Genomic DNA, 14,965 nt, shown 5'->3' with positions numbered 1-14,965 from the left:
ATGTGACACTTCAGCCTGGAGAGGGTTACCGGTTTCCTTTGATCTTCAGCAGATGGAAACTGTTATGCCTGCGCGTTTTGCGCCACTCGTTATGGGTTTTGCTGCTACCCGTTTCGCTGTTGCTCTGTGCCAGTCAACCTTTGCCACCGGAAGATCTCAACTTGATCAAACGGGCTGAGCAGACCTATGGTGCACGAGCGGGCAAGCGGGTAACCAGTTGGCGGATGCTGGTTATGGAGACGAAGGGAAGGGCCCTTAGCGAGGCGAAAAAACTCGAGCGAGTGAATAACTTTTTTAATCAGATGCGCTTTATTGATGACATCAAGTTGTGGCGCAAGAAGGATTATTGGGCCACGCCACTTGAGTTTCTGGGGGCAGCCGGGGGAGATTGCGAGGATTTTAGTATTGCTAAATATTCCACGCTGCTTGAACTTGGGATCCCGGATGAAAAAATGCGGATGGTGTATGTCAAGGCGCTTGATTACAACCAGTTTCACATGGTGGTTGCCTATTACGAGACGCCATCCTCCGTACCGGTTATTTTGGATAATTTGATTGGCTCGATTAGACCCGCCACACAACGACGGGATCTGTTACCTATTTATAGCTTTAACGGTAGTCACTTGTGGTTGATGAAGGCGAAAGGCCAAGGGGAACTGGCTGGTCAATCATCGCGCTTGGGATTATGGAATGATTTACGCAATCGCATGACCTCGGGGCGATTGGCTCGGCCAGCGGTGAATTTGGATGATTAACCTATGACGCTCTATCGACAGTTATTAGCCACCATGCTGCTGTTGTTTGGATTGCTCTTTGCGGCCACATATTGGGTGCAATTCAATTCAACCCGCACGTATCTGGCGCAGCAACAGCAAACAACGGTCATCAACACGGCCACCTCGCTGGGGCTGGCATTGACGCCCTACCTGGAAAATGGTGACAAGGTTGCAGCCGAATCAGTGATCCAGGCCATTTTTGATGGTGGCTATTACCGACAGGTTCGCCTTGATCTACTCGCCTCCAAAGATGTCATCGAGTTGGAAAACACCAATAATATTCAGGGAGTACCGCAGTGGTTTATCAATTTGGGGCTGTTTCCTGAGGTATCCAATGAGTCAATTCTGACATCTGGCTGGTTGCAGCTTGGCAAATTAAAGGTGGTCGGCCACCCTGGTCAGGCTTATTACGAGTTATGGCGCGGAATGAGCGAACTGGCGAGCTGGTTTCTGATCGGTTTCTTGATCACCACCATTCTATTGATGAGAGCACTCAACTATTTGCTTAAACCGCTTAAACACATCTGTCAGCAAGCGGTCGAGATCGAGTTGCATCATTTTGGTCACGCCATACCTGAGCCGAAAACCCATGAATTGAAACAGGTGGTTCAGGCTATAAATACCCTCTCAAGCAAGTTGGCATTGCAGTTCAAAGAGCAAGCCGATGAGGCTGAAAAATTGCGTGAGCGGGTGTATGTAGATGCGGTATCTGGTCTTGGCAATCGCGCCTATTTTGTCGGTCAGGTCAATGCTTGGATTGCAGAAGCAGGACAAGGGGGCGTCATGTTGATTGCGGTAGACATGCTTGATGACATCTACCGTGATGAGGGCTTTGCAGCCCGTGACAATATGGTTAAATCCATCGCACAAGCCTTGAAAGAACAACTGCAAGGGTGGGATGGCGCTGCGTTGGCCCGGATTTCGGCAACGGAATATGCGCTGCTCTGCCCAACGGATGACCTCTCTCAACTCAAAGAACTGGCAGAGGTGATTAATAGCCGCATCGCCGATCTGGTGGTGAACCCGATGGGTGAGGGGGATGCGCTTTCCGTCATCGGTATTGCCGGTCGTGATGGCAACGATGATCTCTCAGCCTTGTTGACCAAGGCCGATAATGCGCTTGGCAAAGCGCGCAATGAACGCCGTGGTGCTGTCGTGATGGAAGGAGGCGCCGAACAAGGTTTGATGGGACGTTTGGCCTGGCGAGATCTGGTGCAAGATGCCATATCACGGCAACTCTGGCGCTTCAAAGCCCAACCGGCTTGCCGATTTGATAATGGCGCCAGGTTGCATGCCGAGCTGTTTGCCTCGATTTCTCGTGATGGTACAGATTATTTTGCCGGACAGTTCTTGCCTGCGATTGAACAGTTCAAGCTGGGTGGCGAGTTTGACCAAGCGGTCCTCGATGCGTGCGTTCCATTACTGCAAAATCAGTCTGATCTGGTGCTGGCGATCAACATCACTGCTGGCTCGCTCTGTTCGGATGAGTTTTTAACCTGGCTGACTCGCTATTTGGCCGAACATGCCGAGTTGAAAGAGCGGCTGTTATTTGAAATACCTGAAGCCGCCATCATGAAGCATAAAGAGAATGTGACCGCGTTGGTGCACGCCTTGCAGGCGCATGGCTTCCAGTGGGGTGTTGATCACTTCGGCCGTCACTTCCACTCTCTGGGTTATCTGGAGGAGCTGGCACCTGCGTATGTCAAAGTTGACCACGGTTATACCAGCCAGGTTATGGAGCCGGGGGCTGATACCTCATTCCTGGCCGCGGTGTGCCGTGCGGCACATAATGCTGGGGTGACCACGATTGCGACCCGTGTGGAGGATCAGCGCCAAGTAGAGCTGCTCTCGAAGTTGCATATTGATGGTTATCAGGGGTTTGTTCATCCAGCCTTTCCCTTGTCTTGAACAATACAGTGTGAAAAATGGCCCCGAATGGGGTCATTTTTATATCTAAAAATTCTGTTTTCCCTCTTTCGATATAATGAAACCATGTCGGGTCTCTAATGGTGCTCAATAAATGGTGTTGATTTTTATATTAAAAAAGAAACCCTTCTATTTTTTTCCCTCGTTCTGTTGAATACCTACTGAATAGATACATTTTTGCAACGGATAAGCATGTCATCTCCTCCTACGGTCTAGGAATCAAGATCCGTCACGTTGGAGCAATGGATATGCGTACCCAAATCATCGACAAGTCAGTGGTTGTCTCTGCAATTGAAGGAAAGGTAGACATTGTGTTGGTAGATGGTAGTAGTCGTCCCCTGCAAAAGGGCGAAATACTGCAACCCGGTGCCAAGTTGACCATAGCGGATGATGCCAAGCTGGCGCTGTCCCCTTATGACGACACTCCCGCATCGGATGCTCCGGCGGGTTCCGAGTCTGCTGAGCCAGCGCAACCGCAAGTGGGCGCCAGCCCGGAAGGGGCTCCTTCAGATATTGCCGCCTTGCAAGAATCGATTCTGCAGGGCGTTGACCCGACTCAAAATTTTGAAGCTTCTGCTGCCGGTGGTGCCCCTGCGGCCGGTGGTGGTGGCGGTATTGGTGGGGTTGCCGGAGCCAGTGGTAATGGTGGCTTCGTCACCATTGACCGCGTGGGAGATGCGACCATTGCCGAGGCCGGGTTTGATACCACTTACGATACAACGGCTGAAATTAATGCAAATCAGGCGGAAAATTTAATTCTGGATAATCAGCTTGAGGATCTTGGTGAAACTGTGATTACCCAGGAAGACACAGTCGTCAGCGGTAATTTGTTGGACAACAGTACCAACCCTGATGGGCCAGCTGCTGTCACCATCGTTTCATTTGACTGGGGGATCAATATTGGTGTGCCAGCGGGAGTCCCCGCCACTATTAGCGGTGTGGGCACGTTGATCATCAATCCAGACGGGAGTTATACCTTCACCCCGGCTTCAAATTACAACGGTTTGGTTCCTCCGGTAACTTATACCGTGACTGATGGAGCTGACACGGTTCAGTCGATCTTCACCATCTCAATTACACCTGTCGATGACCCTGTTGTGCTGGAGGGGTTGCAGCAGCAGGGAGGTGGGCTGACCTTTGATGAGGCTGCGTTGGCAGAAGGGAGTGCTCCTGACACGACATCATTGACTCAGGGCGGAACATTTACCTTTAACGCTGCTGATGGCGTGCAGAGTTTGACGATCAGTGGTGTGTCACTTATCACCAATGGCCAGCCAAGCACATCTTCGCCCCAGTCCATTATCAGCCCGTTAGGAAATGTCCTGACAATCACTACGGTGACTTACAACCCTGTGACAGGTGCAGGGCAAGTCAGTTACAGCTATACACTTGGCGATAATGAAAACCATACAAGACCTGCCAATGACGCCTCCCTGAGCGAAAGCTTCAGCGTTGTACTGATCGATACTGATGGTGATACGGCTAGCGATACCCTTGATGTTGCCATTTTGGATGACATACCAACTCTGGCTGATGGGGAAGAACAATTCGTGCGCAGTTTGGTGCACGAAGATGCGTTAGCCAGCGGCAACTTCGAAGGGGCTGGCCAGAGCGTAAGCGCCAGCGGCGCAGCCGGTACCCTTAATGGCTTGGTCAACTTTGGTGCCGATGGGGCTGGTAGCTTTGGCCTTGACAGTGATGTCAGCAGCCTGGAAGTGCAGGCCTGGACCTGTGGCGGCGTGGCACTGAGCTACAGCGTGGTTGACAATTTGCTGACGGCCAGTGCGGGTGGGGTGCCGGTCTTTACCCTGACCGTGGGGGCAGATGGCAGCTACAGCTTTACCCTGAGTAGCCCACTGGACCATCCGGCCAAGGATGGTAACGACAGTGAGCAGCTGTCGACTATCGGCATCGACTTCTCCAGCGTACTGACCGCCACTGATGGTGACGGTGACCTGCTGGTAGGCGGCTTCCCGGCGGGGAGCTTCGCCATCAACGTGGAAGATGATGTGCCGGTCACCACCAATGATGGTTTGCTGGCGACGCTGAGCGAGAACTCTTCTGGGGTGACCATTGGCACGACGGCCACGTTGCTCGGTGACGACAATTACGGTGCTGATGGCGCGGCGACCACCGGTTCGCTGGTGATCGGTAGCGGCGACAAGGGTGGCACGGTCACCATCGTCAATGGCAACCTGGTTTATACCAACACCTCGTGGAACGTGGTGCAGGGCGCGACGGTCACCGAAACCTTCACTTACACGATCAAGGATGCCGATGGCGACACCGCCGAGGCGAGCTTTACGGTCAACCTGACGGATACGGGCGTCACCATCGATGCGGCTCCGGCTAACCTGCTGGCTGACGAAGACAACTTGGCAGCCGGTGTCGGCAATACCACCTCCCCGGGTGATGATGCACAGGTTTTGAGCGGCACCATCAGCTATACGCTCGGTCAGGATGCGATCGGCAGCATCACGCTGTCGACTGTCGACAATGCGACCGGCCTGCAGACGCTGGCAGGCGAGGACGTCGTGACGACGTTCAACAACGGCACGCTGATCGGCTACCTCAGTGGTACAAACCCGTTGGTGGCCGCCAACCAAGTGTTCGCGATCACGCTTGGCACGCTCGGTGCCAGTGCGACCGGTTATACCATGACCCTGCTCCAGCCGGTCAAACATGCGAGCGCGGGCACTGAAGACAATACGACGCCCTTCACGGTCAATGTCGTGGTTGCCGATGCTGATGGCAGCAGCGCCAACACCAGCTTCACCGTCTCCATTGACGATGACATGCCAATCACCACCAATGATGGTTTGCTGGCGACGCTGAGCGAGAACTCTTCTGGGGTGACCATTGGCACGACGGCCACGTTGCTCGGTGACGACAATTACGGCGCTGATGGCGCGGCGACCACCGGTTCGCTGGTGATCGGTAGCGGCGACAAGGGTGGCACGGTCACCATCGTCAATGGCAACCTGGTTTATACCAACACCTCGTGGAACGTGGTGCAGGGCGCGACGGTCACCGAAACCTTCACTTACACGATCAAGGATGCCGATGGCGACACCGCCGAGGCGAGCTTTACGGTCAACCTGACGGATACGGGCGTCACCATCGGTGCGGCTCCGGCTAACCTGCTGGCTGACGAAGACAACTTGGCAGCCGGTGTCGGCAATACCACCTCCCCGGGTGATGATGCACAGGTTTTGAGCGGCACCATCAGCTATACGCTCGGTCAGGATGCGATCGGCAGCATCACGCTGTCGACTGTCGACAATGCGACCGGCCTGCAGACGCTGGCAGGCGAGGACGTCGTGACGACGTTCAACAACGGCACGCTGATCGGCTACCTCAGTGGTACAAACCCGTTGGTGGCCGCCAACCAAGTGTTCGCGATCACGCTTGGCACGCTCGGTGCCAGTGCGACCGGTTATACCATGACCCTGCTCCAGCCGGTCAAACATGCGAGCGCGGGCACTGAAGACAATACGACGCCCTTCACGGTCAATGTCGTGGTTGCCGATGCTGATGGCAGCAGCGCCAACACCAGCTTCACCGTCTCCATTGACGATGACATGCCAATCACCACCAATGATGGTTTGCTGGCGACGCTGAGCGAGAACTCTTCTGGGGTGACCATTGGCACGACGGCCACGTTGCTCGGTGACGACAATTACGGCGCTGATGGCGCGGCGACCACCGGTTCGCTGGTGATCGGTAGCGGCGACAAGGGTGGCACGGTCACCATCGTCAATGGCAACCTGGTTTATACCAACACCTCGTGGAACGTGGTGCAGGGCGCGACGGTCACCGAAACCTTCACTTACACGATCAAGGATGCCGATGGCGACACCGCCGAGGCGAGCTTTACGGTCAACCTGACGGATACGGGCGTCACCATCGGTGCGGCTCCGGCTAACCTGCTGGCTGACGAAGACAACTTGGCAGCCGGTGTCGGCAATACCACCTCCCCGGGTGATGATGCACAGGTTTTGAGCGGCACCATCAGCTATACGCTCGGTCAGGATGCGATCGGCAGCATCACGCTGTCGACTGTCGACAATGCGACCGGCCTGCAGACGCTGGCAGGCGAGGACGTCGTGACGACGTTCAACAACGGCACGCTGATCGGCTACCTCAGTGGTACAAACCCGTTGGTGGCCGCCAACCAAGTGTTCGCGATCACGCTTGGCACGCTCGGTGCCAGTGCGACCGGTTATACCATGACCCTGCTCCAGCCGGTCAAACATGCGAGCGCGGGCACTGAAGACAATACGACGCCCTTCACGGTCAATGTCGTGGTTGCCGATGCTGATGGCAGCAGCGCCAACACCAGCTTCACCGTCTCCATTGACGATGACATGCCAATCACCACCAATGATGGTTTGCTGGCGACGCTGAGCGAGAACTCTTCTGGGGTGACCATTGGCACGACGGCCACGTTGCTCGGTGACGACAATTACGGCGCTGATGGCGCGGCGACCACCGGTTCGCTGGTGATCGGTAGCGGCGACAAGGGTGGCACGGTCACCATCGTCAATGGCAACCTGGTTTATACCAACACCTCGTGGAACGTGGTGCAGGGCGCGACGGTCACCGAAACCTTCACTTACACGATCAAGGATGCCGATGGCGACACCGCCGAGGCGAGCTTTACGGTCAACCTGACGGATACGGGCGTCACCATCGGTGCGGCTCCGGCTAACCTGCTGGCTGACGAAGACAACTTGGCAGCCGGTGTCGGCAATACCACCTCCCCGGGTGATGATGCACAGGTTTTGAGCGGCACCATCAGCTATACGCTCGGTCAGGATGCGATCGGCAGCATCACGCTGTCGACTGTCGACAATGCGACCGGCCTGCAGACGCTGGCAGGCGAGGACGTCGTGACGACGTTCAACAACGGCACGCTGATCGGCTACCTCAGTGGTACAAACCCGTTGGTGGCCGCCAACCAAGTGTTCGCGATCACGCTTGGCACGCTCGGTGCCAGTGCGACCGGTTATACCATGACCCTGCTCCAGCCGGTCAAACATGCGAGCGCGGGCACTGAAGACAATACGACGCCCTTCACGGTCAATGTCGTGGTTGCCGATGCTGATGGCAGCAGCGCCAACACCAGCTTCACCGTCTCCATTGACGATGACATGCCAATCACCACCAATGATGGTTTGCTGGCGACGCTGAGCGAGAACTCTTCTGGGGTGACCATTGGCACGACGGCCACGTTGCTCGGTGACGACAATTACGGCGCTGATGGCGCGGCGACCACCGGTTCGCTGGTGATCGGTAGCGGCGACAAGGGTGGCACGGTCACCATCGTCAATGGCAACCTGGTTTATACCAACACCTCGTGGAACGTGGTGCAGGGCGCGACGGTCACCGAAACCTTCACTTACACGATCAAGGATGCCGATGGCGACACCGCCGAGGCGAGCTTTACGGTCAACCTGACGGATACGGGCGTCACCATCGGTGCGGCTCCGGCTAACCTGCTGGCTGACGAAGACAACTTGGCAGCCGGTGTCGGCAATACCACCTCCCCGGGTGATGATGCACAGGTTTTGAGCGGCACCATCAGCTATACGCTCGGTCAGGATGCGATCGGCAGCATCACGCTGTCGACTGTCGACAATGCGACCGGCCTGCAGACGCTGGCAGGCGAGGACGTCGTGACGACGTTCAACAACGGCACGCTGATCGGCTACCTCAGTGGTACAAACCCGTTGGTGGCCGCCAACCAAGTGTTCGCGATCACGCTTGGCACGCTCGGTGCCAGTGCGACCGGTTATACCATGACCCTGCTCCAGCCGGTCAAACATGCGAGCGCGGGCACTGAAGACAATACGACGCCCTTCACGGTCAATGTCGTGGTTGCCGATGCTGATGGCAGCAGCGCCAACACCAGCTTCACCGTCTCCATTGACGATGACATGCCGAGCATTGGCATTGTCCAACCTGCTTTGAATGTCACGAATGTGGCGGGAACGGTGTTCATTGGTACTTTCGATGTTACATCGGGCGCTGATCAGCCGGTTACTGCGAGCCTGCTCGGAAATACGGTTCCCGCTGGGTTGAGTTCTGGTGGGCAACTGGTTAGCTATTATGTTGACCCTAGCAATCCGGGGGTATTGGTGGCCTATACCGGCATCGACCCAACTGCCAGCGGTGTCAAGGTATTCGCGCTGACCATTATTCCGGGCTCGGACCAATATAAGGTCGAGGTATTCAAGCCCCTCGACGGTATCACCTCTACTGTTGCGAACGATGGCTCGAGCGCCTTCGGATCCGGCCCGCAGCCGTGGCAGGTCCTGTCCAACAGCACCGTTGGCCAACTATCGGTGCTGACAGGATGGAAGACCACAGGCGCCTTCAATCTTGGCACCTGGAAGGCAGGTGGGGCGGCAGCCGTTACCTTTGACAAGGTCAATGGCTCGACGTCAGGTTGGGGTGTCGACAACCAGAATTTCACCGCCGGCGAACTCATGCGGTTTGACTTTGCAGACGTCGACGATTTCGATGGTGCCGGGCCCTATGTTCCGCCCACTTTCTCCGGACCGAACGTGGTCGAGGCAACGTTCAGTTTCCTCGGTTACGATGCTGACACTATCCACTATGTCGTCCATTACACCGACAACTCCACCTCCAGCGGACAATTCTTGGTAGCCCAGAACGCCACCGTCACGCAAACGATTCCTGCGAGGGGCAATACTAAGATCATCGATTTTATCGAACTGTACACTGCGGATGGTAGCGGCAATGGTAAGGTCGACCTAGTCAACCTTGGTGTGACCAATGTTGGTGATCCACAGGATCTTGGATTCAATGTGACGGTCACCGATGCGGATGGCGATCAGGATCAGGCTTCGCTGACCCTTGACCTCCGCAACCCAGACCCAGTGCTCGTGGTCGGTACCAATGTCAGCGATGCCGGTGTGAGCACTACTGATCACTTCATTGCGAACCCGAACCTTGCCGATGTAGATGGCAATATCGCCGGGAGTGCTGGAGCTGATGTTTTGGTCGGTGACCTCGGGGGGGTTGCATCGGGTTCGTACAACCTGACATTCATTATTGATACCTCTGGCAGTATCAACAACACCGAGCTGGGGCAGATGAAGACTGCGTTGAAAACGCTTTTGGACAAATTTGTCGGCGTGACCGATTTGCAGATCGAGATCGGCTCGTTTGCAACAGGCAGTCAGGTTGTGGGGAGTTATTCCACTGTGTCTGATGCCAAGGCGGCAATCGATGCCCTTACTAGGACTCCGGGTGGATCTAATACCAATTATCAAGCGGCGTTGACCATGGCGAACACGCTAGTCGCTAACGACACGGCGGCCGATAACAAGATCGTCCTTTTTGTGACCGATGGCGATCCAACGGTCGGTAGCTGGCTCACCACCACGCAGATCCAGACGGGAATGAGCGGACTGTCGCATCTTTCGGACTCCGCCACTGCAGTCAACAACATCCAGATCAACGCCATCGGCGTCGGCCTTGGCGATACGAGCGGGCCCGATACGTCCGCAACCAGGTTGAATGCGATCGACAATACGACTGACGGTTACGTCCCGATCGCCAACTTCAGCGATCTGACGAATGGCTTGGGCTCGATATTCGTGCCGGTGGCTGTCGGCAACGATGCCCTCGTCGGTGGCCACGGTAGCGACATCCTGTTTGGCGACAGTATCCATGCCGATGGCAGCGATGGCGGCTGGGCCAAGTTGGTCGCGGACCATCCCGGCCTGTCAAATGCCCAACTGCGCACCTTGGTTGCCAACAATCACTCCTTGTTCGGGCAAGACGCTTCACAGGGAGGCGACGACAGCCTTGATGGCGGCGCAGGCAATGACATTCTGTACGGTCAGAAAGGTAACGATATCCTGACCGGGGGGACTGGTGATGATTTACTGATCGGTGGCTCGGGCCGCGACACCTTCAAGTGGCTGGCGGGTGATGCGGATGGCGGTATCGACCGTATTACCGATTTCGCCAAAGGAAGCGGTGGCGATATTCTCGATATATCCGCAGTGCTGGATGTGTCTACGGGGGCCTCTGCTGACACATTGGCGACTTATTTAAACTTTACGTTTGACAGTGCCAATAATCGAACAGTATTGACCATAGACAGCAATGGTACGACGGGTGGCAGTCAGGTTAATCAGACGGTTTACTTTGATGGCGTTGATCTGACGGGAGGAGGCACAGATCAACAGGCCATAATTAATAGTTTGCTGGCTAACTTGAACTTGAAGGTTGATGATTAACCTGTTTGGGCCGGGCTTGCCTGGCCCCTGTTTTTTCCCCTAGGGGATGGATAAGATACAGGCAGTAGACAAGAGGGGTAATCATGCAGTCATTCAACTGGGTCGACATTGATGGCATCCGTTATAGCTGGGATGGGCAGGGGAATATTACCTGTGCCGGCCAGTTTGGCTATCAGGCCTCGATCGCGGGTGATCGGCTGGATGGGATGGAGATAGAGAATGAGGCTGGCGATGTAGCGGGGGCGCTCTATGTTGACTTTGCTGTGGCCTCTATCACCTATGTGCCTGTCATGGATACCGAGTCTGCCCATAGCATGATTCTGGTTGGCCATGATCAGGGGCAGCAGGAGTATCCGCTGGCCAGTTTGCACTCCCCGTTGTTGCAAGATTTGCTGGGGCCGTCTGATACCATCGCTTGGTCTGCGCTAGAGGAGGAGAGTGGTGGCACCGATATTGGACAGGCGGTGCAAGGACACGTTTTGTCGTGGGACTCGTTCCATTTCGATGATGAGGTGTTGGTCTGTGGCGCGGCACCTGCGCTGGATATGGCAAACCAGAGCCAGGAGCCCGGCAACATGGTTACCATCAGCCTCGATCTGACCAATCAGATACTGGATCAGATCCCGCCTTTGCACGATATATGAATCCTGTAGCTGCACGGGCATAATGACCTCAATCTTTCCGATTGAGGTTTTTTCTATGTGGCGTCCCCTTCTTACTCTTTCCGCTCTGGTTGTCAGTGCTCCGCTGCTGGCGATTGAAGTGCCGCAAGCGCCCCATCTGGTGGTGAGCGGTTATGCCGAGCAGAAGACCGAACCCGATATGCTTACCCTCAATGTCGCGGTGAGTGCACTGGATAAGCAGGGCCTCAAGGCCAAGCAGCAGGTCGATACCAAGGTCGCAGCCTTTTTTAGCCAGCTGGAAGGGCTGGGGATCACGCGCAGCGATGTTGAGGCCGGTAACCTGATGGTCTCTCCGGAATATCAGTATGGCGAGAACAAGAAGCCGGTATTGCTGGGATACCGTGCCCAGCGGCAATTGGCGGTCAAACTCTATCAACTGGATAAATTGAGCCCCTTGATGGATACCGCCCTCAAAGCCGGGCTGGAGTCTGTATCCCAGATTGAATACGGCTTGAAATCGCCTCAAGTCATCAAGGAGCAGGCGCGGTTGAGCGCAGTGAACGATGCCAAAACCAAGGCGGAGTCATTGGCCAAGGCATTCGATATGAAGTTGGGCAAGCTATACAGTGTGGAGTATCGCAACTCCTCGCCCATCACAGCTTACAGCCGCAACTTGAAGGTGGTGCAGGCCATGGGGATGGCTGCCCCCGCGCCAGATATGGCGGATAACAGCTATCAACAACAGCAGATCACGGTAAGCGATAATATCGAGGCTGTTTTCTTACTGGAGTGATGCCAGTCGTTGAAGCCCTGTCATGAATAACCCCGCCGTTTGCAGCGGGGTTTTTATGTCGCATCGATGCAGATGTAAAAAAGCCGACTCTCGTGTTTATTTCATCGGGAGTCGGCTTTTTGTTAAGCGGGGTCGATCAGGCGGTCACGGCCTCAGCCTTGGTCGCTTCCGGTGCCGGATTACGGATCAGGTAATCAAACGCACCCAGTGCGGCGGTGGCGCCGGCACCCATGGAGATAATGATCTGCTTGAACGGTACCGTGGTGGCGTCACCGGCAGCGTAGACACCTGGCAGGGAGGTCGCGCCCTTGGCATCGATCTCAATTTCGCCAAAGCGGGTCAGGGCAATCTCGCCCCCTTTCAGGAACTCGGTGTTCGGCACCAGTCCGATCTGGACGAAGATGCCTGCCACTGTCAGGTGCTTGATTTCACCGGTGGTGCGATCTTCGTAATCCATACCGACCACCTTGCTGCCATCACCGATCACTTCGGTAGTGCGAGCGCTCATGATGATGTCGATATTGCCCATGGAGCGGGCCTTCTTCTGCAGTACCTCGTCGGCACGCAGGGTATCGGCAAACTCCACTACGGTCACATGCTCGACGATGCCAGCCAGATCGATGGCAGCCTCGATGCCGGAGTTACCGCCCCCGATCACCGCCACTCGCTTGCCCTTGAAGAAGGGGCCATCGCAGTGCGGGCAATAGGCCACGCCCTTGGTGCGGTACTCGACTTCGCCCGGTACGTTCAGATCGCGCCAGCGGGCACCGGTCGCCAGGATCACGGCGCGGCTCTTCAAGGTGGCACCGGAGGCGAGATCCACGTTCACATAACCATCTTTGCTGATGGCGGCGGCCCGCTGTTCGGTGATCACTTCCACACCGTACTGCTTGACGTGCTGCTCCAGGCTGGCGGCCAGCTTGGGGCCTTCGGTATAGGTCACGGAGATAAAGTTCTCGATGCCGACGGTGTCCATCACCTGGCCACCGAAACGCTCGGCGACGATGGCGGTGCGAATGCCTTTACGAGCGGCATAGATGGCGGCTGCGGCGCCAGCCGGGCCACCGCCCACCACCAACACGTCGTAGGGCGCTTTTTCATTGAGTTCAGCCGCTTTGCGCTCACTGGCACCGGTATCGAGCTTGGCAACGATCTCTTCCAGTGAAATACGGCCCTGGCTGAACGGTTGGCCATTCAGATAAACGTTCGGTACTGCCATGATTTGACGTTCGGCGACTTCTTCCTGGAACAGGGCGCCATCGATCATGGTGTGAGTGATGCCGGGGTTCAGGGTCGCCATCAGGTTCAGCGCCTGCACCACGTCCGGGCAGTTGTGGCAGGAGAGGGAGATATAAGTCTCGAAATGGAACTCGCCCTTGAGATTGCGGATCTGCTCCTGCACGGCCGCATCGGCCTTGGAGGGGTGGCCGCCGCTTTGCAGCAGGGCGAGCACCAGAGAGGTAAATTCATGACCCATGGGAATGCCGGCAAAGTGAACGCGCGGGGCTTGGCCCTGTGCTGCGACACTCATGGAAGGCTTGCGCGCGGCAGTGCCATCGGTCATGGAAATTTTGGGTGACATCTCGCTGATCTCGCTGGCCAGTGCCAGCAGCTCTGCAGATTTGTCGCTGTCATTGCCGGACACGCTGATCTCGATGGGATTGACGATGTACTGCAGATAGGTGTTCAGCTGTTGTTTGAGGTTGGTATCCAACATCTTCGAATTCCTTCTTGTGATTGCGGGTCGGCGTGATATTTGAGCCGGAAAGCTGACCGGCACATTTAACGCAGGCCGGAAAGCAGACCGCGCGTTTTCTGAGGGCCGGAAACAAAACCGGCCCTTGTGCGGGCCGGTCTTGGAAGCGGGAGGCTTAGATCTTGCCTACCAGATCCAGGGACGGGGCCAGAGTGGCTTCGCCTTCTTTCCATTTAGCCGGGCACACTTCACCCGGGTGGGATGCCACGTACTGGGCTGCTTTGACTTTGCGCAGCAGTTCCAGTGCGTCACGGCCGATACCGCCCGCGTTGATCTCAACGATCTGGATGATGCCCTGTGGGTCGATGACGAAGGTGCCGCGGTCAGCCAGACCAGCTTCTTCGATCATTACGCCGAAGTTGCGGGTAATGGCACCAGTCGGGTCACCAATCATCGGGTACTGCAGCTTGCTGATGGTGTCAGAAGTGTCGTGCCACGCTTTGTGAGTGAAGTGGGTGTCGGTAGAGACAGAGTAGATCTCAACGCCCATCTTTTGGAATTCAGCGTAGTTGTCAGCCAGATCGCCCAGTTCGGTCGGGCAAACGAAGGTGAAGTCAGCCGGGTAGAAGAACAGCACTGACCACTTGCCTTTCAGGTCAGCGTCAGACACCTGAACGAATTTGCCATTGTGATAAGCGGTAGCGTTGAACGGCTTGATTTCAGTGTTGATATAGGTAGACATCTATTAGCTCCTTGGTGATGTACATATGCCGGTCTGGTGTTGCAAAGGTTGGCCAGACGAGGCGTTTAACTTTCGATGGATTCATCATAGGGGCTTTTGCTAATCGATAAAAGCCGCAATTTTGAATCGCTTA

7 protein-coding genes are annotated in these 14,965 nt (G+C 55.8%); 5 read left to right on the top strand and 2 right to left on the bottom strand.

The features are described from left to right. Positions 1–2 precede the first annotated feature (2 nt). The 5 genes from ACY8FN_RS16480 to ACY8FN_RS16460 all read left to right on the top strand — a co-directional run bounded on the left by ACY8FN_RS16480 (position 3) and on the right by ACY8FN_RS16460 (position 12,394). The gene (locus ACY8FN_RS16480; RefSeq protein WP_172956272.1) at positions 3–755 is read left to right on the top strand and encodes a transglutaminase-like cysteine peptidase; all 753 of its coding nucleotides are present in this window, start codon (positions 3–5) and stop codon (positions 753–755) included. 3 nt (positions 756–758) lie between these two features. Then, the gene (locus ACY8FN_RS16475) at positions 759–2,684 is read left to right on the top strand and encodes an EAL domain-containing protein (protein ID WP_463100610.1); all 1,926 of its coding nucleotides are present in this window, start codon (positions 759–761) and stop codon (positions 2,682–2,684) included. 266 nt (positions 2,685–2,950) lie between these two features. Continuing rightward, a complete protein-coding gene (locus tag ACY8FN_RS16470) occupies positions 2,951–10,978 on the top strand; it encodes a retention module-containing protein (protein ID WP_463100609.1) in 8,028 nt (2,675 codons plus the stop codon). 83 nt (positions 10,979–11,061) lie between these two features. Then, positions 11,062–11,622, top strand: a complete 561-nt coding sequence (locus ACY8FN_RS16465; RefSeq protein WP_463100608.1) for a hypothetical protein — start codon at positions 11,062–11,064, stop codon at positions 11,620–11,622. 55 nt (positions 11,623–11,677) lie between these two features. Next, the gene (locus ACY8FN_RS16460) at positions 11,678–12,394 is read left to right on the top strand and encodes an SIMPL domain-containing protein (RefSeq protein ID WP_463100607.1); all 717 of its coding nucleotides are present in this window, start codon (positions 11,678–11,680) and stop codon (positions 12,392–12,394) included. 136 nt (positions 12,395–12,530) lie between these two features. Here ACY8FN_RS16460 and ahpF read toward each other — a convergent pair whose 3' ends face one another. Together ahpF and ahpC are read right to left on the bottom strand one after the other, a co-directional pair. Further along, entirely contained in the window at positions 12,531–14,111 is a 1,581-nt protein-coding gene (gene ahpF / locus ACY8FN_RS16455; RefSeq protein WP_463100606.1) for an alkyl hydroperoxide reductase subunit F, read from the bottom strand. 154 nt (positions 14,112–14,265) lie between these two features. Then, positions 14,266–14,832 (bottom strand): alkyl hydroperoxide reductase subunit C, encoded by a 567-nt coding sequence (gene ahpC / locus ACY8FN_RS16450; RefSeq protein WP_101316621.1) that lies wholly within the window; start codon positions 14,830–14,832, stop codon positions 14,266–14,268. Positions 14,833–14,965: the final 133 nt, after the last annotated feature.

This window comes from Aeromonas sp. 160P, assembly GCF_055193095.1.
Note: the sequence above shows the minus strand (reverse complement) of the source record. Positions and strands in the feature narration are given on the sequence as shown.

Bases quoted from the DNA above. Each gene is read 5' to 3' on its own strand.
- ACY8FN_RS16475 (WP_463100610.1), top strand. From the start codon at position 759: ATGACGCTCTATCGACAGTTATTAGCCACCATGCTGCTGTTGTTTGGA.
- ACY8FN_RS16470 (WP_463100609.1), top strand. From the start codon at position 2,951: ATGCGTACCCAAATCATCGACAAGTCAGTGGTTGTCTCTGCAATTGAA.
- ACY8FN_RS16465 (WP_463100608.1), top strand. From the start codon at position 11,062: ATGCAGTCATTCAACTGGGTCGACATTGATGGCATCCGTTATAGCTGG.
- ACY8FN_RS16460 (WP_463100607.1), top strand. From the start codon at position 11,678: ATGTGGCGTCCCCTTCTTACTCTTTCCGCTCTGGTTGTCAGTGCTCCG.
- ahpF (WP_463100606.1), bottom strand. From the start codon at position 14,111: ATGTTGGATACCAACCTCAAACAACAGCTGAACACCTATCTGCAGTAC.
- ahpC (WP_101316621.1), bottom strand. From the start codon at position 14,832: ATGTCTACCTATATCAACACTGAAATCAAGCCGTTCAACGCTACCGCT.